The 22,713-nt window shown below is 68.5% G+C and carries 20 protein-coding genes; 1 reads left to right on the top strand and 19 read right to left on the bottom strand.

Translation table 11 applies throughout. The annotated features are described in order from the left end of the window. The first annotated feature begins 70 nt into the window (after window positions 1-70). Window positions 71-1,018 (top strand): LysR family transcriptional regulator, encoded by a 948-nt coding sequence (locus AC1RGU_RS21815; RefSeq protein ID WP_492698062.1) that lies wholly within the window; start codon window positions 71-73, stop codon window positions 1,016-1,018. A gap of 10 nt (window positions 1,019-1,028) precedes the next feature. On the opposite strand, the gene AC1RGU_RS21810 is transcribed toward AC1RGU_RS21815, so the two are convergent. The 19 genes from AC1RGU_RS21810 to hslV form a co-directional block, all read right to left on the bottom strand. Then, window positions 1,029-1,205 (bottom strand): hypothetical protein, encoded by a 177-nt coding sequence (locus AC1RGU_RS21810; RefSeq protein ID WP_167394968.1) that lies wholly within the window; start codon window positions 1,203-1,205, stop codon window positions 1,029-1,031. Between the two features lie 25 nt (window positions 1,206-1,230). Continuing rightward, window positions 1,231-2,154 carry a UDP-3-O-acyl-N-acetylglucosamine deacetylase gene (lpxC, locus tag AC1RGU_RS21805; RefSeq protein WP_056575680.1) on the bottom strand — a complete coding sequence of 308 codons (924 nt, stop codon included), beginning with the start codon at window positions 2,152-2,154 and terminating at the stop codon, window positions 1,231-1,233. A gap of 225 nt (window positions 2,155-2,379) precedes the next feature. After that, entirely contained in the window at window positions 2,380-3,594 is a 1,215-nt protein-coding gene (gene ftsZ / locus AC1RGU_RS21800; protein WP_062474218.1) for a cell division protein FtsZ, read from the bottom strand. Window positions 3,595-3,764: 170 nt separating this feature from the next. After that, on the bottom strand, window positions 3,765-4,994 hold the full coding sequence (ftsA, locus tag AC1RGU_RS21795; protein WP_056575685.1) for a cell division protein FtsA: 1,230 nt from the start codon (window positions 4,992-4,994) through the stop codon (window positions 3,765-3,767). Between the two features lie 20 nt (window positions 4,995-5,014). Continuing rightward, on the bottom strand, window positions 5,015-5,803 hold the full coding sequence (locus AC1RGU_RS21790) for a cell division protein FtsQ/DivIB (RefSeq protein WP_062474220.1): 789 nt from the start codon (window positions 5,801-5,803) through the stop codon (window positions 5,015-5,017). 3 nt (window positions 5,804-5,806) lie between these two features. Further along, window positions 5,807-6,778, bottom strand: coding sequence for a D-alanine--D-alanine ligase (locus AC1RGU_RS21785; protein ID WP_492698064.1), 972 nt, complete (start codon window positions 6,776-6,778; stop codon window positions 5,807-5,809). Continuing rightward, window positions 6,775-8,238, bottom strand: a complete 1,464-nt coding sequence (gene murC, locus AC1RGU_RS21780) for a UDP-N-acetylmuramate--L-alanine ligase (protein ID WP_307695604.1) — start codon at window positions 8,236-8,238, stop codon at window positions 6,775-6,777. The genes AC1RGU_RS21785 and murC overlap by 4 nt, the downstream gene beginning before the upstream one ends. Then, window positions 8,235-9,296, bottom strand: coding sequence for an undecaprenyldiphospho-muramoylpentapeptide beta-N-acetylglucosaminyltransferase (murG, locus tag AC1RGU_RS21775; protein WP_492698066.1), 1,062 nt, complete (start codon window positions 9,294-9,296; stop codon window positions 8,235-8,237). The genes murC and murG overlap by 4 nt, the downstream gene beginning before the upstream one ends. Next, a complete protein-coding gene (gene ftsW / locus AC1RGU_RS21770; protein WP_062474228.1) occupies window positions 9,293-10,588 on the bottom strand; it encodes a putative lipid II flippase FtsW in 1,296 nt (431 codons plus the stop codon). Before ftsW ends, murG begins: the two co-directional genes overlap by 4 nt. Beyond that, the gene (gene murD / locus AC1RGU_RS21765; RefSeq protein ID WP_492698067.1) at window positions 10,585-12,867 is read right to left on the bottom strand and encodes a UDP-N-acetylmuramoyl-L-alanine--D-glutamate ligase; all 2,283 of its coding nucleotides are present in this window, start codon (window positions 12,865-12,867) and stop codon (window positions 10,585-10,587) included. The genes ftsW and murD overlap by 4 nt, the downstream gene beginning before the upstream one ends. A 10-nt stretch (window positions 12,868-12,877) precedes the next feature. Next, window positions 12,878-14,056 carry a phospho-N-acetylmuramoyl-pentapeptide-transferase gene (mraY, locus tag AC1RGU_RS21760; RefSeq protein ID WP_099795073.1) on the bottom strand — a complete coding sequence of 393 codons (1,179 nt, stop codon included), beginning with the start codon at window positions 14,054-14,056 and terminating at the stop codon, window positions 12,878-12,880. A 15-nt stretch (window positions 14,057-14,071) separates the two neighbouring features. After that, on the bottom strand, window positions 14,072-15,514 hold the full coding sequence (locus AC1RGU_RS21755) for a UDP-N-acetylmuramoyl-tripeptide--D-alanyl-D-alanine ligase (protein ID WP_492698285.1): 1,443 nt from the start codon (window positions 15,512-15,514) through the stop codon (window positions 14,072-14,074). Window positions 15,515-15,519: 5 nt separating this feature from the next. Continuing rightward, the gene (locus AC1RGU_RS21750) at window positions 15,520-17,076 is read right to left on the bottom strand and encodes a UDP-N-acetylmuramoyl-L-alanyl-D-glutamate--2,6-diaminopimelate ligase (RefSeq protein WP_492698069.1); all 1,557 of its coding nucleotides are present in this window, start codon (window positions 17,074-17,076) and stop codon (window positions 15,520-15,522) included. Window position 17,077: 1 nt separating this feature from the next. Continuing rightward, window positions 17,078-18,832, bottom strand: a complete 1,755-nt coding sequence (locus AC1RGU_RS21745) for a peptidoglycan D,D-transpeptidase FtsI family protein (RefSeq protein WP_095743607.1) — start codon at window positions 18,830-18,832, stop codon at window positions 17,078-17,080. After that, window positions 18,829-19,173: a cell division protein FtsL gene (ftsL, locus tag AC1RGU_RS21740; RefSeq protein ID WP_159273867.1), complete on the bottom strand. Its 345-nt coding sequence runs from the start codon at window positions 19,171-19,173 to the stop codon at window positions 18,829-18,831. Before ftsL ends, AC1RGU_RS21745 begins: the two co-directional genes overlap by 4 nt. Before the next feature lie 2 nt (window positions 19,174-19,175). Beyond that, a complete protein-coding gene (rsmH, locus tag AC1RGU_RS21735) occupies window positions 19,176-20,099 on the bottom strand; it encodes a 16S rRNA (cytosine(1402)-N(4))-methyltransferase RsmH (RefSeq protein WP_447772398.1) in 924 nt (307 codons plus the stop codon). 8 nt (window positions 20,100-20,107) lie between these two features. After that, window positions 20,108-20,536, bottom strand: coding sequence for a division/cell wall cluster transcriptional repressor MraZ (gene mraZ, locus AC1RGU_RS21730; protein WP_056576192.1), 429 nt, complete (start codon window positions 20,534-20,536; stop codon window positions 20,108-20,110). Between the two features lie 273 nt (window positions 20,537-20,809). Continuing rightward, a complete protein-coding gene (gene hslU / locus AC1RGU_RS21725) occupies window positions 20,810-22,138 on the bottom strand; it encodes an ATP-dependent protease ATPase subunit HslU (RefSeq protein WP_492686301.1) in 1,329 nt (442 codons plus the stop codon). A gap of 2 nt (window positions 22,139-22,140) precedes the next feature. Then, window positions 22,141-22,686, bottom strand: coding sequence for an ATP-dependent protease subunit HslV (gene hslV / locus AC1RGU_RS21720; protein WP_056508874.1), 546 nt, complete (start codon window positions 22,684-22,686; stop codon window positions 22,141-22,143). Window positions 22,687-22,713: the final 27 nt, after the last annotated feature.

Raw genomic sequence — 22,713 nt, 5'->3', positions numbered from 1 at the left:
GCCCCAACGGGCAACACGGATAAACTGGGCCTGAGCCCTAGAAAAACTTGGCCTGCACGGCATTCAGATCATGTCCCTCGCCCCACCCCGCCCTCGCCTGCCGCCGCACACGGCCGTGCGCGCCTTCGAGGCTGCGGCGCGCCACGGCAGCTTCGCGCGCGCGGCCGAGGAACTGTTCGTGACGCCCGCCGCCGTCGCGCAGCAGATCAAGGCGCTCGAGACCTGGGCCGGCGGTGCGCTGTTCGAGCGACACAGCCAGGGCATCCGGCTCAGCGCACACGGGCGGCGCGCGCTGCCTGCACTCAGCGCGGCGGTCGACCAGCTCGGCCTCGCGGTGCAGGCGCTGCGCCAGGAAACCCAGACCGCCGCGCGCCGCAGCACGCTGCAGGTGGCGGCCCTGCCGGCGATGGCGCAGCTGTGGCTGTCGCCGCGGCTCTCGCGGCTGAAGGCCGCGCTGCCCGGCGTGCAGGTGTCGGTGACGGCGCTGGAGCAGCCGCCGAACTTCCGGCGCGAGCCTTTCGATCTCGGGCTGTTCTATGCGCGCGGCGCCGAAGCCGCCGTCGGCGCCACGGGTATCCCGCTCGCGCGCGACCGCCTCGTGCCCGTGTGCAGCCCGCGCGTGCGCGCGTCGCTGGAGAGCGCCCGCCCGCGCCCGCTCGACGACCTCCTCGACGTGCTCGCGCGCTGCGGCGGCCTGCACGACACGGTGTGGCGCGACGACTGGTCGCGCTGGCTGCAGGCCGTGCGCCCCGGCACCACGGCGACCGAGGCCGATGCGCTGGCCGCGGGCCCGGATTTCTCGCTCTACAGCCTCGCGCTGCAGGCCGCGCTCGATGGCGAAGGAGTGCTGATGGGTCGCGAGCGGCTGGTGGCGCCGTTGCTGGAGAAAGGCCGGCTGCACGCGCCCTGGGGGCGGCCGAAGGCGCTGGGGGACACGCTGATGCTGCTGGTGCCCGCACACCGCAAGGGGCCGCTGCTTGCGCAGCAGGTGCAGGCCTTGCAGGCCCTGGTCGATTGAGGGTAGCTGGTTAAGCGACGCGCTCGGCGATCAGTACGGCGAAGAAGCCGAGCGCCGCCAGCACCGTCCACTTGAACACGATCCAGCCGAAGCGGCGGTACTTGACCTGCCCCGTGCCCGCATAGAACGCGAAGGACACGCCCGCCACCAGCAGAAGCAGCAGGATGGCCCAGCGAAAGAGAAGCATCTGAAGGAAAAGGCGTGCGCCGGGCTTACCAGGCCCGCGCCACTTCGCCGAAGCCGCGCGGTGCGCGCTTCTCGTCCTCGAAGGTCACGACCTCGTAGGCGTCGCTGTGCGAGAGCAGCTCGCGCAGCAGCTTGTTGTTGAGCGCATGGCCCGAGCGGAACGCGGTGTACGCGGCCAGCAGCGGCTTGCCGATGATGTACAGGTCGCCCATGGCGTCGAGGATCTTGTGCTTCACGAACTCGTCGTCGTAGCGCAGGCCACCGGCATTGAGCACCTTGGTGTCGTCCATGACGATGGCGTTGTCCAGGCCACCGCCGAGCGCCAGGCCCTTGCTGCGCATGTACTCGACTTCCTTGGTGAAGCCGAAGGTGCGTGCGCGTGCGATGTCGCGGCTGTACGAGTCGGTGCCCAGGTCGAACTCCACGCGCTGGCCGGTGGAGTTGACGACGCGGTGGTCGAAGTCGATCTCGAAGCTCAGCTTGAAGCCGTGGTACGGCTCCAGGCTTGCCCACTTCTCGTTGGCGCCCTCGCCTTCGCGCACCTCGACCTTGCGCAGCACGCGGATGAAGCGGCGCGGCGCCTTCTGCAGTTCGATGCCCGCGCTTTGCAGCAGGAACACGAAGGACGAGGCCGACCCGTCGAGGATCGGCACTTCGTCGGCCGTGATGTCGATGTAGAGGTTGTCGATGCCCAGGCCCGCGCAGGCGGACATGATGTGCTCGACGGTCTGCACCTTGGCGCCGCCCGTGGAGACGGTGGACGCCAGGCGTGTGTCGGTGACCGATTCGGCGGTCATGCGGATCTCGACCGGCTCGGGCAGGTCGACGCGGCGGAACACGATGCCCGTGTCGGCCGGGGCCGGTCGCAGGGTCAGCTCCACGCGTTGGCCGCTGTGAAGCCCCACGCCCACGGCGCGGCTGATCGACTTGAGGGTTCGTTGTTGCAGCACGCCCGAGATTTTAGGCGGGCGGCGACCGTGACGCCCTATTCCCTTCGCTATGGCCGCGATAGACATGCACCGGTCAGATAAGAAAAAACAAAAAGCCGGGAGCCCCCGGCGATGGACGCAAGGGGCACGAGGTGGACGCAGCGCCTAGAGCCGGGGGTCAGTCCCTTTCAGGTCTTCCCCGTCCCCTTGCGAACCCTCGTGCCCTCTGCGTTCGGTGGCCTGCGGTCAGTCGGCCTGACGGCGCAGGAATGCGGGGATCTCGAAGTCGTCCATGCCACCCGACGACAGCGCGTCGACCTTGGCAGCGGCCATCGTGCGGTTGGTGCGCCACACGCTGGGCACGGCCATGCCGTCGTAGTTGGGCTGGCTGCCCGAACCACCACCCGCGTGGCCCACGCCGCCGAGCGTCGGCACGGTGAACGGGATGTTGTCGGTTCCGGTGCGGATCACTTCGAGCGTCGGGGCCTGGCGGCGTGCGTCGGCGCGCGACAGGCCCGTGGCCACCACCGTGACGCGCATCTGGTCGCCCAGGCTTTCGTCGTAGGCGGCGCCGTAGATCACGTGCGCGTCCGGCGAGGCGTAGGCGCGGATGGTGTTCATCGCGAGCTTCGACTCGTTCAGCTTCAGCGAACCCTTCGACGCCGTCACCAGCACCAGCACGCCCTTGGCGCCCGAGAGGTCGATGCCTTCGAGCAGCGGGCAGGCCACGGCCTGTTCGGCGGCGATGCGCGCACGGTCGGGGCCTGCTGCGGCAGCGGTGCCCATCATGGCCTTGCCGGGTTCGCCCATCACGGTGCGCACGTCTTCGAAGTCGACGTTCACGCCGCCGTACTCGTTGATGATTTCCGAGATACCGCCCACGGCGTTCTTCAGCACGTCGTTGGCGTGCGCGAAGGCTTCGTCCTGGGTGATGTCTTCACCGAGCACGTCCAGCAGCTTCTCGTTGAGCACGACGATCAGCGAGTCGACGTTGGCTTCGAGCTCGGCCAGGCCGGCGTCGGCGTTGGTCATGCGACGGCCGCCTTCCCAGTCGAAGGGCTTGGTCACCACGCCCACCGTCAGGATGCCCATTTCCTTGGCCACGCGCGCGATCACGGGTGCCGCGCCGGTGCCGGTGCCGCCGCCCATGCCGGCCGTGATGAACAGCATGTGCGCGCCGTCGATGGCAGCGCGGATGTCGTCCACCGCGGCTTCGGCCGCGTCACGGCCCTTCTCGGGCTTGCTGCCGGCGCCCAGGCCGCTGATGCCCAGCTGGATGTTCTTGTGCGCGTTGCTGCGTTGCAGGGCTTGCGCGTCGGTGTTGGCGCAAACGAACTGCACGCCTTGCACACCACGCTCCATCATGTGGGCGACCGCATTGCCACCGCCGCCGCCGACACCGATCACCTTGATCTGCGTGCCCTGGTTGAATTCTTCGACTTCGATCATTTCGATGGTCATTTCTAACTCCTTGAATATTGCAGTTGCCGTTATGTGTCTATGAATATTTCTTTTGCCGTGACGTGATCAACGGGATCGCCGTCGCGATGGTGGACCGGTGCGTCGCCATCGCTCGTTGAAATGCAGCGGAGGGCCCGCGCGTGCGAGCCAGAGTGGGGAGTGGTTCATGGTCAGAAGTTCCCCACGATGAAGTCCTTGAAACGTCCGAACGCAGTCTTTACGGACCCGTTCTTCTGTGCGACCTTGAAGCCACGCATGCGTGCAAAACGTGCCTCCTCGAGCAGGCCCATCACGGTGGCCGCGCGCGGCTGCGCCACCATGTCCGAGAGCGCGCTCGAGTACTTCGGAATGCCGCGGCGCACGGGCTTGAGGAAGATGTCTTCACCGAGTTCGACCATGCCGGGCATGACGGCACTGCCGCCCGTGAGCACCACGCCCGACGACAGCACTTCCTCGTAGCCCGACTCGCGCACCACCTGCTGCACCAGCGAGAAGATTTCTTCGATGCGCGGCTCGATCACGCCGGCAAGCGCCTGCTTGCTCAACATGCGCGGGCCGCGATCGCCAAGGCCGGGGACTTCGACCTGCGATTCAGGGTCGGCCAGCAGCTGCTTGGCATAGCCGTGCTCGACCTTGATGTCCTCCGCGTCCTTGGTGGGCGTGCGCAGGGCCATCGCGATGTCGCTCGTGATGAGGTCGCCCGCGATCGGGATCACGGCCGTGTGGCGGATCGCGCCGTTGGTGAAGATCGCCACGTCGGTGGTGCCCGCGCCGATGTCGACCAGCACCACGCCGAGTTCGCGCTCGTCTTCGGTGAGCACCGCCTGGCTCGAGGCCAGCGGGTTCAGCATCAGCTGGTCGACCTCCAGGCCGCAGCGGCGCACGCACTTGATGATGTTCTCGGCCGCGCTCTGCGCGCCGGTCACGATGTGCACCTTGGCCTCCAGGCGCATGCCGCTCATGCCGATCGGCTCCTTCACGTCCTGGCCGTCGATCACGAACTCCTGCGGCTCCACCAGCAACAGGCGCTGGTCGCTCGAGATGTTGATGGCGCGCGCCGTCTCGACCACGCGGGCCACGTCGGCGGGCGTGACTTCCTTGTCCTTCACCGCCACCATGCCGCTCGAGTTGATGCCGCGGATGTGGCTGCCGGTGATGCCGGTGTAGACGCGGCTGATCTTGCAGTCGGCCATCAGCTCGGCTTCTTTCAGCGCCTGCTGGATGCTCTGCACGGTGGCGTCGATGTTCACCACGACGCCGCGCTTGAGGCCGTTGCTGGGCGCGATGCCCAGGCCGGCCAGCTTGAGCTCGCCGCCTTGCAGCACCTCGGCCACGACCACCATCACCTTGGCGGTTCCGATGTCCAGGCCTACGACCAGGTCTTTGTATTCTTTGGGCATGTAGATGTCCTCGGTATTCGCTACTTGATTTTTCTTGGGGCCTCGGGCGAGACCGTGGTGACGCCGCGCAGCCGCAGGGCATACGCGTCGTTGTGGCGCAGATCGGCGCGTTCGACGTCGGCCACCGTGCGGCGGTACTGGCCCGCGACCTGCGTCACGGTCTTCAGGAACCGCTGCAGGCGCGCCGACACCTCGTCGCTCTGGCCGCGGCCGAGCTCGATCTCGGCCCCGCTGTCCAGCAGCACCTTCCAGCTGCCGCGGCTGGACAGCCGCAGCTCGGCGATGTCGAAGTCGTAGGGCTCGAACATCGGCGCGAGCACGCGGTACATGCCCAGCACCTGCCCGGCCTGCTCGATCGGGCCGTCCAGGCGCGGCAGGTCGGCATCGACCTCGGCCACGTTGGCCTCGAACACGTCGCCGAAACCGTTGATCAGCTTGGAGCCGGCCTCGTCGCCCCACACCGCCACCGGCACCTGCTCGGTCAGCGTCACGCGCAGCTTGTTCGGGAACTCGCGCCGCACCACCGCGCTGCGGACCCACGGCACCGTCTCGAAGGCTGTGCGCGCACGCGCCAGGTCGATGGTGAAGAAGTTGCCCTTGAGCTGCGGCGCCACGTTGGCACGCAGCGTGACCGCGTTGTTGTGCGTGACCTCGCCGTCCACCTTGATGCCCGAGATCGGGAAGAAAGGCTGGCGCAGCACCCACCACGCGCTCGCCGCCAGCAGCATGAGCGCCACCAGCACGAACGCAACGTTCGCGACGATGTTCATCAGCTTGACGTCGAAGGGAGCGGGGATGCTGTCGGCCATGGCTTAGTTCGCGCCTCCCTTGGCATCCAGCGATGCGGACGCGAGCACGCGCACGCACAGCTCTTCGTAGGGAATGCCCGCCGCGCGCGCCGACATCGGCACCAGCGAATGGCTGGTCATGCCGGGCGAGGTGTTCATCTCGAGCAGGAAGGGCTTGCGGTCGCTGGCGCGGATCATCACGTCGGCGCGGCCCCAGCCGCGGCAGCCGAGCGTGTGGTACGCGGCCAGCGTGATGCGCTGGATCTCGCGTTCCTCGGCTTCGGGCAGGCCGCTCGGGCACTGGTACTTCACGTCGTCGGTGAAGTACTTGTTCTGGTAGTCGTAGGCGCCTTCGGGCGCGGCGATGCGCACCACCGGCAGCGCGCGCGCGTCCAGGCCCTGGCCGAGCACGGCGCAGGTGACTTCCTCGCCGTCGATGAACTCCTCGCACAGCACGTCGGCATCGAACTTCGCCGACAGCGCGACGGCATCCTGCATCTGCGAGTAGCCCTCGACCTTGGTCACGCCGATGGACGAGCCCTCGCGCGGCGGCTTCACGATCAGCGGCAGGCCGAGCACGTCGGGCACCACCATGATCTGCTCGCGGCTTTGCTGGTCGAAGGCCAGGCGCACGTACTTGGGCGTGGGCAGGCCGTCGGCCTGCCAGATGCGCTTGGTCATGACCTTGTCCATGGCCACGCTCGAGGCCATCACGCCCGAGCCGGTGTAGGGAATGCCGAGCAGCTCGAGCGCACCCTGCACGGTGCCGTCTTCGCCGTGGCGACCATGCAGCGCGACGAAGCAGCGATCGAAGCCTTCGCGCTTCAGGTCGGTCAGCTCGCGCTCCGAAGGGTCGAAGGCATGCGCGTCGACGCCGCGCGAACGCAGGGCCTGCAGCACGCCGGCGCCGGACATCAGCGACACCTCGCGTTCGGCGGAACTGCCGCCGAACAGCACGGCGACCTTGCCGAAAAGTTGTGGATCCTGAAGGCTCACGCGGCCCTCCCCTTGCGCGCAGTGCGCTCTGAAGTTGTTGATGAGGGTGCGGGCGGCGTGCCAAGTTCGACCACCTTGCCCGGCACCGCGCCGATGGAGCCCGCGCCCATGCACAGCACCACGTCGCCCGCGCGGGCGTTGTCCAGGATGGCCTGCGGCATGGCGACGATGTCGTCCACGAACACCGGCTCGACCTTGCCGGCCACGCGCAGCGCGCGCGCCAGCGTGCGGCCGTCGGCGGCCACGATGGGTGCCTCGCCCGCGGCATAGACCTCGCCCAGCAAGACCGAATCGGCCGTGCCGATGACCTTCACGAAGTCCTCGAAGCAGTCGCGCGTGCGGGTGTAGCGGTGCGGCTGGAAGGCCAGCACCAGCCGGCGCCCCGGGAAGGCGCCGCGCGCGGCCGCGATGGTGGCCGCCATCTCGACCGGGTGGTGGCCGTAGTCGTCGATGACGGTGAAGCGCCCGCCCGCCGTGTCGTTCGGCACGGCCACGTCGCCATAGCTCTGGAAGCGGCGGCCCACGCCCTTGAAGCCGGCCAGGCCGCGCTGCACCGCTTCGTCGGCAATGCCGAGCTCGACCGCCATGGCGATCACCGACAGCGCGTTGCGCACGTTGTGCTCGCCCGGCAGGTTCAGCACGATGGGCAGGTCGGGCAGCGTCACGCCGTTGCGGCGCTGCGCGGTGAAATGCATCTGGCCGCCGACGGCGCGCACGTCGATGGCGCGCACCTGGGCGTCCTCGCCGAAGCCGTAGCTGGTGACCGGGCAGGTTACGTCGGCCACGATCTCGCGCACCGCAGGATCGTCGGTGCAGAGAATGGCCACGCCGTAGAACGGCATGCGGTGCAGGAAATCGACAAAGGCCTTCTTCAGCTTCGCGAAGTCGTGCCCGTAGGTCTCCATGTGGTCGGCGTCGATGTTCGTGACCACCGCCATCACGGGCAGCAGGTTCAGGAACGAGGCGTCCGACTCGTCGGCCTCGACCACGATGTAGTCGCCGCTGCCCAGCTGCGCGTTGGCGCCGGCGCTGTTCAGGCGCCCGCCGATCACGAAGGTCGGGTCGAGCCCGGCGGCCTCGAGCACGCTCGCGGCCAGGCTGGTGGTGGTGGTCTTGCCGTGCGTGCCGGCGATGGCGATGCCCTGCTTCAGGCGCATCAGCTCGGCGAGCATGAGCGCGCGCGGCACGACCGGAATGCGCTTTTCGCGCGCGGCCAGCACCTCGGGGTTGTCCGATTGCACGGCGGTGGAGGTGACGACCGCATCAGCGCCGTCGATGTGCGCGGCGGCATGGCCCACGAAGGTGCCGATGCCCAGGCCCGCGAGCCGGCGCAGCGTGGCGCTGTCGGACAGGTCGGAGCCGGTGATCCGGTAGCCCAGGTTCAGCAGCACCTCGGCGATGCCGCTCATGCCCGAGCCGCCGACGCCGACGAAGTGGATGTGACGGATCGCGTGCTTCATTTCGCAAGCTCCTCGCAGGCGCGGACAACCGCGTCCACTGCTTCGGTCTTCTGCAGGGTCTTGGCCTTGGTGGCCCGGTCGATCAAGGTCGCGCGTTCGGTTTTCTGTAGCAAATCAGCCAGCAATTCAGGGGTGAGGTCGGTCTGTTGCACCAGCCAGCCGCCGCCCGCGTCCACGAGGAAGCGCGCGTTGGTGGTCTGGTGGTCGTCGACCGCCGAGGGGAAAGGCACGAACAGCGCTGCTGCGCCGACGGCCGCGATTTCGGTGACGGTGCTGGCGCCAGCGCGCGCGACGATGAGGTCGGCCTCGGCGTACGCCTGCGCGGTGTCGTCGATGAAGGGCGTGAGTTCGCCCTCGACGCCGGCCGCCGCATAGTTGGCGCGCAGTTCGTCGATCTGCTTGGCGCCGCTCTGGTGCAGCACCTGCGGGCGTTCGGCGGGCGCGATGCGCGCCAGCGCCTGCGGCACGACGGCGTTGAGCGCACGCGCGCCCAGGCTGCCACCGACCACCAGCAACTTGAGCGGCCCCGTGCGGCCCGCGAAGCGCGTGGCCGGATCGGGCTGCGAGGTGAACGCCGCGCGCAGCGGATTGCCCACCCACTGCGCCTTCTTCAGCACGTTCGGGAAGGCTGTGAACACGCGGTCGGCCACACCCGCCAGCACCTTGTTGGCGAGGCCGGCCACCGAGTTCTGTTCGTGCAGCACCAGCGGCTTGCCCATCAGCACGCCCATCATCCCGCCCGGGAAAGTGATGTAGCCGCCCAGGCCCACGAGCACGTCGGGCTTCACGCGGCGCACCACGGCCAGGCTCTGCCAGAAGGCGCGCAGCAGCTTCAGCGGCAGCAGGAACAGCGTGAGCGGCCCCTTGCCGCGCACGCCGCCGAACTGCACCGGCTCGAAGGCGAAGCCGCGCGGGGGCACGAGCTTTTCTTCCATGCTGCCGGGCGCGCCCAGCCAGTGCACGCGCCAGCCGCGCTCGCGCAGGGCCTCGGCCACTGCGAGACCCGGGAAGATGTGGCCGCCCGTGCCGCCTGCCATGACCAGCGCAGTGCGCGTCATACGCGACCTCCCCGCATGAGCACACGGTTCTCGTAATCGATGCGCAGCACGACGGCGAGCGCCACGAGGTTCATCAAGATCGCCGAGCCGCCGAAGCTCATCAGCGGCAAGGTCAGGCCCTTGGTCGGCAGTGCGCCCAGGTTCACGCCCATGTTGATGAAGGCCTGGAAGCCGATCCACACGCCCACGCCCTGGGCCACGAGGCCCGAGAACACGCGGTCCAGCGCGATCGCCTGGCGGCCGATGTGCATGATGCGGCGCGTGAGCCACAGGAACAGGCCGATGATCAGCAGCACGCCGATGAGGCCGAACTCTTCGCCGATCACGGCCAGCAGGAAGTCGGTGTGCGCCTCGGGCAGCCAGTGCAGCTTCTCGACGCTGCCGCCCAGACCCACGCCGAAGACCTCGCCGCGCCCGATGGCGATCAGCGAGTGCGACAGCTGGTAGCCCTTGCCCAGCGCGTGCTCTTCGCTCCACGGATCGAGGTACGCAAAGATGCGCTCGCGGCGCCACGGGCTGCTCGCCACGATGGAGCCGAAGGCCACCACCACCAGCGTCGCGATCACGAAGAACATGCGCGCGTTCACGCCGCCCAGGAACAGGATGCCCATGGCGATCACGGCGATCACCATGAAGGCGCCCATGTCGGGCTCGGCCATCACCAGCATGCCGACCACCACCACCGCGATGCCCATCGGCAGCACGGCGCGGAAGAACCGCTCCTTGATCTCCATCTTGCGCACCATGTAGCTGGCGGCATAGAGCACCATCGCGAACTTGGCCAGCTCCGACGGCTGGAAGCGCATGAAGCCCATCGGCAGCCAGCGGCGCGCGCCGTTCACGTTGATGCCGATGTGCGGAATGAGCACCGCCACCAGCAGCAGCAGCGAGGCCACGAAGAGCCAGGGCGCGGCGCGCTCCCAGGTCTTCATGGGGACCTGGAAGGTCAGCAGCGCGGCGATGAAGGCGATGACCAGCGACGCCGCATGCCGCGTGAGGAAGTACGAGGCGCTGTAGCCGGCGCGTGCGAAGCGCGGGTTGTCGGGCAGCGCGATCGAGGCCGAATACACCATGATCAGGCCCCAGGTCATCAGCGCGACCGTGACCCAGACCAGCGCCTGGTCGAAGCCCAGCACACGCATCGGCGTGGCCTTGGTCTGCGCAACGCCGGCGCCGCCCAACCGCACGGGCAGGTGCACGGGCAGCGAATCCATGCCGCTGCGGGCGCGCCGGAACCAGCCGCCGAAACGGCTGCCGGTGCTGGTTTCCTGGCCTGCGGCTGCGGAGTTCAAATCGGGTCCTCCATCGATCCGGCGGTGGACAGCGAAGCTTGCGGGGCGTACGACACCACCGCGTCGTCGCCACCCACGGCCTCGCGCGGGCTGTCGGCATAGGCCTCGACGGCCTCGCAGAACACCTCGGCACGGTGCGCGTAGTCCTTGAACATGTCGAAGCTCGCACAGGCCGGTGACAGCAGCACGGCATCGCCGGGGTGGGCGCGCGCGGCGGCGAGCTTCACGGCCTCTTCCATCGAGCCCGCGTGCTTCAGCGAGACGCCCGTGGAAGCCAGCGCGGCCTCGATCAGCGGGGCGTCGCGGCCGATCAGCACGACGGCGCGCGCGTACTGGCGCACGGGGTCGGCCAGCGGCTCGAAGTCCTGGCCCTTGCCTTCGCCGCCGAGGATCACGACCACGCGGCGCTCCTCGCCGAGGCCGCTCAGTGCGGCCACGGTGGCGCCGACGTTGGTGCCCTTGCTGTCGTCGAAGAACTCGACCTCGTCCACGATGGCGATCGGTTCGACACGGTGCGGCTCGCCGCGGTACTCGCGCAGGCCGTAGAGCATCGGGCCCAGCGGGCAGTCAGCAGCACTGGCAAGCGCGAGCGCGGCCAGCGCGTTCATGGCGTTGTGGCGGCCGCGGATGCGCAGCGCGTCGGCGGGCATCAGGCGCTGGAAGAAGAGCTCTTCTTCCACCACCGCGCCGCGCTTGCGCTTCTGCGTTTCGTCGGCTTCCAGCGCGCGCACCAGCCAGGCCACGCCGTTGATGCGCTCGATGCCGTAGTCGCCGGGGCGCAGCGGCATCGCGCCGCCGAAGGTGACGTGGGTGCGGATCTGCGGACGCTGCAGCCGCACCTTGACCGGCGGCGGCAGCATGGCCATCACGCCGGCGTCGTCGCGGTTCAGGATCATCAGGCCCTTGGCGCCGAAGATGCGCGCCTTCGCGGCCGCGTAGGCCGGCATGTCGCCATGCCAGTCGAGGTGGTCCTGCGTGAGGTTGAGCACGGTCGCGGCCGTGGGCTCGAAGCCCTGCACGCCGTCGAGCTGGAAGCTCGAGAGTTCGAGCACCCACACGTCGGGCAGCGTGCCGGCGTCGAGGTGCCCGGCCAGCGTGTCGAGCAGCGTCGGGCCGATGTTGCCGGCCACGGCCACGGTCTTGCCCGCGCGTTCGACCAGCTGGCCGGTGAGCGAGGTGACGGTGGTCTTGCCGTTGGTGCCGGTGATGGCGAGCACGGCGGGCGTGTAGCCCTTGGGCGCTTCAGGCTCGGGTTCGGGCACGAGTTCAAGCTGCGGCGTGGCCTCTTCCTCGACCGCGGCCGACGCCGGGTTGGTGGCGGACAGCTCGGCGATCTTGGCGACGAACTCGGCGGCCTCGCGCGCCGCGGTGGGCACGTAGGGCTTGCCGGGGGTCGGGAGCCGGGAGACGGTGGCGGCAGGGGCGGGCGACACGGCAGGCGTATCAGCGGTGGCCGGCGCTGCGCCGTCTTCCGTGGTGGCGTCTTCCGTCATGGCGCCTTCGGCGACGACGTCTTCGGTGGGCGGCGTCACCGGCACGCTCAGCGATGCATCGCGCGGCATGGCTTCGGCCATAGCGGGCGGTGTGGGTTCGGCGGCTTCGGTCTGTTCGACGGGGGCGGCGGGTTCGGCTTCTGCGGCAGTCGCATCGACTGACAGTGCGGCTTCGGTCGACTCAGCGGCTACGGCCTCCGTGGGTGCAACCGCCTCGGTCGCCTCAACAGCTTCGATGGGCGCGGCCGTTTCGAGCTCGCCTTCGACAACCGCAGCAGCCTCCGGCGCAGGCACTTCCGGCGTCTCGACCACCGCAGCCTCCGCCACAGGGGCTTCTTCGCTCAGGGCCAGCTCGGCCTGGGCCGGCGTTTCAACGACAGGCTCGACCACGGCGGTTTCGACCGGCACTTCCGCCTCGGCTTCCACCACCGGCACCTCGACCGTCTGCAGATCGAGCAGCGCACGCGCGAACAGGTCCAGCTCACCGCCGACCACGAGGCCCACGGCCTTGGCGGCATCGACGACCGGTGCCAGCGTCGCGGGCGACAGGCCCGGTGAGCGGTAGACGGCGCGGATCGGCGTGCCTTCGACCAGCGCGGCCGTGAACGGCCCGCCGATGAAGGTGGCGTCGGGCAGTTCGGCCTGCAGCGTCGCCAGCGAAGCCGGCGCCTCGCGCGTGTCGGCCACGGTCACGACCGCGCCGTGGCGCGCGCACCAGCGCGCCATCGCCAGCCCGGACGCGCCGAGGCCGAGGATGAGAACGGGGAGGTCTTTCAGGTGCCGCATGGTTGTGTGGTTACCGCAGCTTCAGCGTCGACAGGCCGATGAGGCACAGCAGCATCGTGATGATCCAGAAGCGCACGACGACCTGCGTCTCGCGCCAGCCGCTCTTCTCGAAGTGGTGGTGCAGCGGCGCCATCTTGAGCACGCGGCGCCCCTCGCCGTAGCGCTTCTTCGTGTACTTGAAGTACATGACCTGCGCCATCACCGAGATCGCCTCGACCACGAAGATGCCGCCCATGATGAAGAACACGATCTCCTGGCGCACGATGACCGCGATGGTGCCCAGCGCGCCGCCCAGTGCGAGCGCGCCCACGTCGCCCATGAAGACCTGCGCCGGATGGGTGTTGAACCAGAGGAACGCGAGGCCCGCGCCGGCCATGGCCGAGCAGAACACCAGCAGCTCGCCCGAACCCGGGATGTTGGGGAACAGCAGGTACTTGGAGTACACCGCGCTGCCCGTGACGTAGGCGAACACGCCCAGCGCCGAGCCCACCATCACCACCGGCATGATCGCCAGGCCGTCGAGGCCGTCGGTCAGGTTGACGGCGTTGCTCGCGCCCACGATCACGAGGTACGTGAGGATCACGAAGCCGATGCCGCCCAGCGGGTAGCTCACTTCCTTGAAGAAGGGCACCAGCAGGTTGATCTTGGGCGGAAAGTCGAGGTCGAAGCCCGAGCGCACCCAGGCGTAGAACAGCTCGAGCACGCGCCAGTTGGAGCTCTCGGAAATGCTGAACAGCAGGTAGAAGCCCGCGAGCAGGCCGACCAGCGATTGCCAGAAGTACTTCTCGCGCGAGCGCATGCCTTCGGGGTCCTTGCGCACCACCTTGCGCCAGTCGTCCACCCAGCCGATGGCGCCGAAGCCCATCGTGACCCACAGCACGATCCACACGAAGCGGTTCGAGATGTCGAACCACAGCAAGGTGGCGAAGGCGATGGCGAACAGCACGAGCACGCCGCCCATGGTCGGCGTGCCGCTCTTGGTCAGGTGCGTTTCCATGCCGTAGCCGCGGATCGGCTGGCCGATCTTGAGTGCGGCGAGGCGACGAATCACATAGGGGCCGGCCACCAGGCCGACCACGAGCGCGGTCAGCGCGGCCATGAGCGCGCGGAACGTGAGGTAGTTGAAAACGCGCAAGAACCCGAACTCGGGCGACAGCGTCTGCAGCCATTGGGCCAGGGACATCAGCATGGTGTGTTGCGCGGCTCATGCGTCATGACCGGCCTCCTTTTGTTGTTGTGCTTCGATCGCCTGCACCACGCGCTCCATCTTCATGAAGCGCGACCCCTTGACCAGCACGCTGCCCAGCTGCGGCAGGCGGGCGAGCACGGCCGCGCGGAGCGTGTCGAAATCGTCGAAATGGCGTCCATCGACACCATCGTTGTTGTTGTTGAAAGCCGTCGCCGCATGCACGGTCTCGCCGCCCAGCGTGTAGACGGCGTCGAGCCCGCGCTGGCGCGCCCAGGCGCCGACCTCGGCGTGGAATTCCGGCGAGCGGTCGCCGACCTCGCCCATCTCGCCGAGCACCAGCAGGCGCGGCGCGGGCAGACCGGTGAGCACGTCGATGGCGGCGATCACGGAATCGGGGTTGGCGTTGTAGCTGTCGTCGACCAGCGTGAGCGCGTGCCCGCCGGGCAGCACGACCTCGCTGGCGCGCGAACGGCCCTTGACCGGCTCGAAGGCCGACAGGCCCGCGGCGATGGTGTCGAGCGACACGCCGGCCGCCAGCGCGCAGGCGGTGGCGGCGAGCGCGTTGCCCACGTTGTGGCGGCCCGCGATGTGCAGACGCGCATCGAAGGCGCCCAGCGGCGTGCGTACGCGCACGCGCCAGGCGCCCTGCTGCCATTCGGCGCTGTCGAGCGAGATGTCGGCGTCGGCGTGCTCGCCGAAGGTCAGGCAGCGGCGCGAACCGCTCTGGCGCGCCAAGTCGGTCCACAGCGAGGTGAAGGTGTCGCCGTAGGGGAACACGGCGGTGCCGTCGTCGGGCAGTTCGGCGAACACGGCGGCGTTCTCGATGGCGACCGCCTCGACGCTGGCCATGAACTCCTGGTGCTCGCGCTGCGCGTTGTTGACCAGCGCGATGGTCGGTTGCGACATGGCGGCCAGCCGCGCGATCTCGCCCGGATGGTTCATGCCGAGTTCGAGCACCGCCAGCTGGTGCTGCGCGCGCAGGCGCATCAGCGTGAGCGGCACGCCGATCTCGTTGTTGAAGTTGCCGGCCGTGGCCAGCGCGCGGTCGGCGCGGAAGGCGGCGAGCACGGACGCGATCATCTGCGTGACCGTGGTCTTGCCGTTGCTGCCGGTGACGGCGATCAGCGGCAGGCTGAACTGCGCGCGCCAGCCGGCGCCCAGCGCGCCGAGCGCGATGAGCGAATCGGGCACCTCGAGGCCGGCAAGCCCTGCGGCTTCGAGGCCGCCGTGCGCGATGGCGGCGACGGCGCCCTGCTTCTTCGCGTCGGCCAGGAAGTCGTTGGCGTCGAAGCGCTCGCCCTTGAGCGCAACGAACAGGTCGCCCGCGGCCAGGGTGCGGGTGTCGGTGTGGACGCGGGCGATCACGGTGGCCGGATCACCCACGAGTCGCGAACCCGGCACCCATTGCTGCGCCTGCGCCAGTGTGAGGTTGAGCGGCGTGGAGACGGGCGTGGCCATGGCGGTCATGCGGCACCCCGCTTCGCGAGCGCTTCAAGCGCGTGGGTCTTGTCGGAGAACGGCAGGCGCTGGCCGGCGATCTCCTGCCACTCTTCGTGGCCCTTGCCGGCGATCAGCACCACGTCTTGCGGTGCCGCCTGAGCGATGGTTTCGGCGATGGCGCGCGCACGGTCGACCTGCACGCGGGCCGCTTCGACGCGCGTGAAGCCGCGCAGCGCCTGGCTGATGATGGCGTCGGGGTTCTCGTTGCGCGGGTTATCGCTGGTGAGCACGACATGGTCGGCCTGCCGTTCGGCGACGGCCGCCATCAGCGGGCGCTTGATCGGGTCGCGGTTGCCGCCGCAGCCGAACACGCACCACAGTGCGCCGCCGCGTTGCCTGGCCAGCGGGCGCAGGCCGGCGAGGGCCTTGTCGAGGGCGTCGGGCGTGTGGGCGTAGTCGACCACGGCCAGCGGTGCACCGTCGGTCGGCTGCACGCGGTCCATGCGGCCCGGCACGCTGCTGAGGTGGGCGCAGGCGGCCACGGCCTGGGCGAGCGTGAGGCCCAGCGCGCGCAAGGTGCCGAGCACGCCGAGCAGGTTGGCGACGTTGTACTGGCCGATCAGCCCGGTGGCGAGCCGCTCGGCCGGCGCCGTGCTGCCGTGCTCGGCCACGGTGAACTGCAGGCCCTGGGCGTCGTAGCCGATGTCGCGCGCCATGAGCCGTGCAGGCTTGCCGGCGGCCGAGACGGTCCAGACGTCGAGCGCGCCGATGCCGGCGTCCAGCAGATTGGCGCACAGGCTGGCGCCATGCATGTCGTCGATGTTGATCACCGCGGCGCGCAGGCCGGGCCAGCGGAACAGTTCGGCCTTGGCCTGCCAGTAGGCGTCCATGCTGCCGTGGTAGTCGAGGTGGTCCTGCGTGAAATTGGTGAACACGGCGACCGCGATGCGGCAGCCGTCGAGCCGGCGCTCGGCAATGCCGATCGACGAAGCCTCGATGGCGCAGGCGCCGAAGCCTTCGGTGACGAAGTCGCGCAGCGCGCGCTGCAGCATCACGGGATCGGGCGTGGTCAGGCCGGTGTAGGTGAGCTCGGGCGGCACGCCGATGCCCAGCGTGCCGACCACGGCGCAGGGCGACGGGGCGCCGCGCTCGGTGGTGCCGTCGGGACGCATCGCGCGCACGCCGCCGGCCGCGCGCAGCGTGGACAGCGATTCGGCCAGCCACCACGCGGTGGAGGTCTTGCCGTTGGTGCCGGTCACGGCCAGCAGGTCGAGCTGCGCCGAGGGGTTGTCGTAGAAGGCGGCGGCGATCGGGCCGGTGGCGGCCTTGAGGCCGGGGTAGCTCACGATGCGCTCGTCGCCGTCGAAGCCGAAGGCGTCCACGCCCTCGTGCTCGACCAGGCAGGCCACGGCGCCCTGCGCCAGCGCGGCCGCCACGTGCTGGCGGCCGTCGGTCGCGGCACCGGGCCAGGCGATGAAGGCATCGCCCGGGCCGACCGCGCGACTGTCGGCGAGCAGCGCGCCCTGCACGCGCTCTTTCAGCCAGAACGCGGCGGTGGTGGGGGAAGTGAGTGTCAGCATGTCAGAAGCTCTCGGGGACGTCTTGCGTCTGCACGAGGGGTTTGACCGCCAGATCGGGCGGGACGTTCATCATGCGCAGCGTCTGCTGCACGACTTCGCTGAACACCGGCGCCGCGGCGAGGCCGCCGAAGTACTGGCCGTCGGTCGGCTCGTCGATCATCACCGCGACGATGATGCGCGGCTTCTCGATGGGCGCCATGCCGGTGAACCAGGCACGGTACTTGTTGCTGGCGTAGCCCTTGCCGACCTGCTTGTGGGCCGTGCCCGACTTGCCGCCGACCGAGTAGCCCACCGTTTGCGCGCGCGTGCCGGTGCCGCCCGGGCCGGCGGCCATCTGCAGCATCTTGCGCACCGCAAGCGCGTTGGAGGGCGAGAACACGCGCACGCCGACCGGCGGCTCGGTGTTCTTCAGGATGGTGACCGGGATGATGGAGCCGTCGTGCGCGAACGAGGTGTACGAATGCGCCATCTGGAACAGCGAGGCCGACAGGCCGTAACCGTAGGCCATGGTGGCCTGCTCGACCGGCTTCCAGGTCTTCCACGGACGCAGCCGGCCCGTCACGGCGCCGGGGAACTGGATCTGCGGCTTCTGGCCGTAGCCCAGCGCGGTGTAGGTGTCCCACATCTCGTGGGGCGTCATCTTCTGGGCGATCTTGAGCGCGCCCACGTTGCTCGACTTCTGGATCACGCCCTCGACCGTCAGCGAGCCGTAGTTGTGGGTGTCGCTGATGGTGAAGCCGCCCAGCTGGTAGCGCCCGGGCGCGGTGTCGATGATGGTGGAGGGCTTGACGCGGCCGGCCTCCAGCGCCATCGCCACGGTGATGGGCTTCATGGTCGAGCCGGGCTCGAAGGTGTCGGTGAGCGCGCGGTTGCGCAGCTGCTCGCCGGTGAGGTTCTGGCGCTTGTCGGGCACGTAGCTCGGGTAGTTGGCCAACGCCAGCACCTCGCCGGTGGTGCTGTCGAGCACCACCACGCTGCCGGCCTTGGCGCGGCGCGCGGTGACAGCGTCGCGCAGCTTCTGGTAGGCGAAGAACTGCACCTTGCTGTCGACGCTGAGCTGGATGTCGCGGCCCTCGACCGGCGGCACCTGCTCGCCCACGCCCTCGACCACGCGGCCCAGCCGGTCCTTGATGACGCGACGCGAACCGGCCTTGCCGGCCAGTTCCTTGTTGAACGCCAGTTCGATGCCTTCCTGGCCGTTGTCTTCCACGTTGGTGAAGCCCACCACGTGCGCGGCCGCCTCGCCCTCGGGGTACTGGCGCTTGTATTCCTTGCGCTGGTAGATGCCCTTGAGGTTGAGCGCGGCGATCTGCTTGGCGATGGGCTCGTCGACCTGGCGCTTGATCCAGACGAAGGTCTTGTCTTCGTCTTCGAGCTTCTTGTCGAAGTCCTTCTGCGGCATGCCGAGCAGCTTGGCCACCTGCTTGAGCTTGGCGCGCACCTCGGGGTCGTCGCGCTCCACGTCTTCGGGAATGGCCCAGATGCTGGGCGCCACCACGCTGGACGCCAGGATGAGCCCGTTGCGGTCGAGGATGCGCCCGCGGTTGGCCGGCAGCTCCAGCGTGCGGGCGAAGCGCACTTCGCCTTGGCGCTGGAAGAAGCTGTTGTTGAAGACCTGCACGTACGCGGCCCGCCCCGCCAGCATGACGAAGCCGAAGGCGATGCCGGCGACGATGAACTTGCTGCGCCACACCGGCGTCTTGCTCGCGAGCAAGGGGCTGGTGGTGTAGCGCACGCTGCGGTTGCCGCGGCTCATCGGGCGGGCCTCGCGGTGGCGGTGCCGGGCTTGGCCGGCGTGGTCGGCGGCAGCGGCGCGACGGCCGGGATCACCGAGCCGTCGGGGCGCACGTACTGCGTGATGGCCGGCGAGGCCGTGCGCATCTGCAGCTGTTCCTTGGCCAGCTTCTCCACGCGCAGCGGCGTGGCCTGGGCGCGCTTCTCGACCTGCAGGCGGTCATGCTCGGTTTCGAGCTTGCGCGTTTCCTGCAGGGCGCGGTCGAACTCCGTGTAGAGCTGGCGCGACTGGTACTGGGTGTGCACAAGGTACAAAGCCGTCGCAATGACGGCCAGCAGAAGAAGCAGGTTGATGCGCGCCATGGCTACCCGGCCTCCGTGCGTTCGGCCACCCGAAGGATGGCGCTGCGCGAGCGCGGGTTGCCGCGCACCTCTTCTTCGGACGGCTTGATGCGCTCGAGCGCGTGCAGCTTCATCACCTTGGGCGCGGCGAAGGGTGCGCGGCGGTCGTAGACCTCCTTCGAGTGCTTGGCGATGAACTGCTTGACGATGCGGTCTTCGAGCGAATGGAAGCTGATCACCGCGAGCCGGCCGCCGGGCGCGAGCACCGACAGGCTGGCTTCTAGCGCTTGTTGCAGCTCCTCAAGCTCGGCGTTGATGAAAATCCGAAAAGCCTGAAATGTGCGCGTTGCAGGGTTCTGGCCCTGCTCGCGGGTTTTGACCGTGCCAGCCACGAGCTCGGCCAGTTCGGTGGTGGTTGAAATTGCGCCCCGTTCTTGTCTGCGAGCAACAATCGCCTTTGCAATCTGAACAGCAAACCGTTCTTCGCCATAGTCACGGATCACCTCTGCAATTTGTTGAAGTTCGGCCGTTGCCAGCCATTCGGCCACGCTCTCGCCGCGCGTGGTGTCCATGCGCATGTCGAGCGGGCCGTCGAAACGAAAACTGAAGCCGCGCACCGGGTTGTCGATCTGCGGCGAACTCACGCCCAGGTCCATCAGCAAGCCGTTGACGCTGGCGTCGGGCAACTCGCCCAGCGAGCGGAATCCCTGGTGGCGGATAGAAAAACGCGCATCCGAGATGCGCGCTGCTTCGGCCACCGCTTCTGCATCCTTGTCGAATGCGATGAGCCTGCCTTCCGGCGCCAGCCGCGCGAGGATGGCGCGCGCATGTCCTCCGCGGCCGAAGGTGGCGTCCACGTACGTGCCCGCGGCTGCCGCGCTGCCGGAAAGAAGGGCTTCCACCGCCTCGTTCAACAAGACGGTCGTGTGGGTCAGAGGGGTGTTCACGGGGCTCCTCAGAACGCGAAGTCCTGAAACACATCCGGCATCTCGCCCTGGGTGGCCTCGGCCTCCTTGGCCTCGTAGGTCGCCTTGTCCCAGAGTTCGAAGTGGTTGCCCATGCCCAGCAACAGCGTCTCGCGGTTGATGCCGGTGGCGGCGCGCAGCTCGGGCGACACCAGCACGCGGCCGGTGCCGTCCATCTCGACGTCCATCGCGTTACCGAGGAAGACGCGCTTCCACCACTGCGCCGACATCGGCAGCGCAGCAATGCGTTCGCGGAATTTTTCCCATTCAGGACGGGGGAACACCATCAGGCATCCGTGCGGATGCTTGGTGATCGTGAGCTGGCCGCCTGCCGTGGCGCTCAGGACGTCGCGATGCCGGGTCGGCACGGAGAGCCGCCCCTTGGCATCCAGACTGAGCGATGAAGCGCCTTGAAACACGACCACGAAACCCCTGTGGTGGGAGGTGCCGCGACACCCGGAAGGGGCGTTGCCCGCACTTTTTCCCACTTAACTGCACTTTTTTCCACTGTAGCAGGAAACACTTGCGACGCAACTGGGGCCCGGGGGTATTTTTTGTAATGGAATCAACGACTTAGCGCCGATTTCCAAACCTTGAAATCGGCGAATTGTGTTGAAAATGAAGTACTTAGCTCACGCAGTGAAAGTGATGCGTGAAGGACGACCCCGTTACAGGGGCCGAGGGAGGCGGCTTCAGAGGATGAAGCGCGAAAGGTCTTCGTCGTGACTTAGTGCCGCGAGGCGCTCGTCGACATAAGCGGCATCGATGCGGACCGTCTGGCCCTCGATGCGGGTGGCATCGAAGCTTACCTCATCGAGCAGGCGCTCCATCACGGTCGACAAACGGCGTGCGCCGATGTTCTCGGTGCGCTCGTTCACCTCGAAGGCGATGGCCGCCAGCCGCGTGATGCCGTCGGGCGCGAAGTCGAGCGTCACGCCTTCGGTGGCCAGCAGCGCCTGGTACTGCTTCACGAGCGAAGCGCGGGTCTGCGTGAGGATGCTCTCGAAGTCCGACACCGAGAGCGACTGCAGCTCGACGCGGATCGGAAAGCGCCCCTGCAGCTCGGGAATGAGGTCGCTCGGCTTGCTCAGGTGGAACGCGCCGCTCGCGATGAACAGCATGTGGTCGGTGCGCACCACGCCGTACTTGGTCGACACGGCCGTGCCCTCCACGAGCGGCAGCAGGTCGCGCTGCACGCCCTGGCGCGAGACATCGGAGCCCTGCGCTTCGCTGCGCGTGGCAACCTTGTCGATCTCGTCGATGAAGACGATGCCGTTCTGCTCGGCATTGGCAATGGCCTGCGCGCGGATCTCGTCCTCGTTGACCAGCTTGGCGGCCTCCTCGTCGATCAAGAGGCGCATCGCCTCGGCGATCTTGAGCTTGCGCGTCTTGCGCTTGCCGCCGCCGAGCTGGCCGAACATGCCGCGCAGTTGCTCGGTCATTTCCTCCATGCCGGCCGGGCCCATGATCTCCAGCGGTGCGCGGGTTTCGGCGAGGTCGAGCTCGATTTCCTTGTCGTCGAGCTGGTGCTCGCGCAGCTTCTTGCGGAAGGCCTGGCGCGTCGGGTTGGGGCTGTCGAGTGCGGGCGCAGCGCCATCGGCGCCGCGCGCCGGGGGCAGCAGCGCGTCGAGGATGCGCTCCTCGGCCGCGTCTTCGGCGCGGGCGCGCACCTTCACGCTTTCGGATTCGCGCGTCTGCTTGACGGCGATCTCGGCGAGGTCGCGAATGATGGAGTCGACGTCCTTGCCCACGTAGCCCACCTCGGTGAACTTGGTGGCCTCGACCTTGATGAACGGCGCATCGGCCAGCCGGGCCAGGCGGCGGGCGATTTCGGTCTTGCCGACGCCCGTCGGGCCGATCATGAGGATGTTCTTGGGCGTGATCTCGTGGCGCAGCTTCTCGTCGACCTTCTGGCGGCGCCAGCGGTTGCGCAGCGCGATGGCCACGGCTCGCTTGGCGGCGGGCTGGCCGACGATGTGGTTGTCCAGCTCGGAGACGATTTCCTGGGGAGTCATGGACATGGTCAGAGCGCTTCCACCGTGTGGTTCATGTTCGTGTAAATGCAGATTTCTCCGGCGATCGCCAGCGATTTGCGCACGATCTGCTCGGCCGAGAGCTCGGTGTTGTCGATCAGCGCCTTGGCCGCCGACTGGGCGTAGGCGCCGCCCGAACCGATGGCGATCACGCCGTCTTCAGGCTCCAACACGTCGCCATTGCCGGTGATGATGAGCGAAGTCGTGGCGTCGGCCACGGCCAGCATGGCTTCGAGCTTGCGCAGCACGCGGTCGGTGCGCCAGTCCTTGGTGAGCTCGACCGCCGCGCGGGTCAGGTGGCCCTGGTGCTTCTCGAGCTTGGCCTCGAAGCGCTCGAAGAGCGTGAAGGCATCGGCCGTAGCGCCGGCGAAACCCGCCAGGACCTTGCCGTGATAGAGCCGCCGCACCTTGCGCGCCGTGCCCTTGATGACGATGTTGCCGAGAGTGACCTGCCCGTCCCCGCCGATGGCGACCTGATCGCCTTGGGGGGTCTTGCGGCGCACGCTCACGATGGTGGTGCCGTGAAACTGTTCCATCGCAGCCATCTGGGGATGGGCCCCGCC

The organism is Variovorax sp. GW823-FHT02B07, from assembly GCF_058797695.1.
This window is presented reverse-complemented; position numbering and strand designations above follow the sequence as displayed.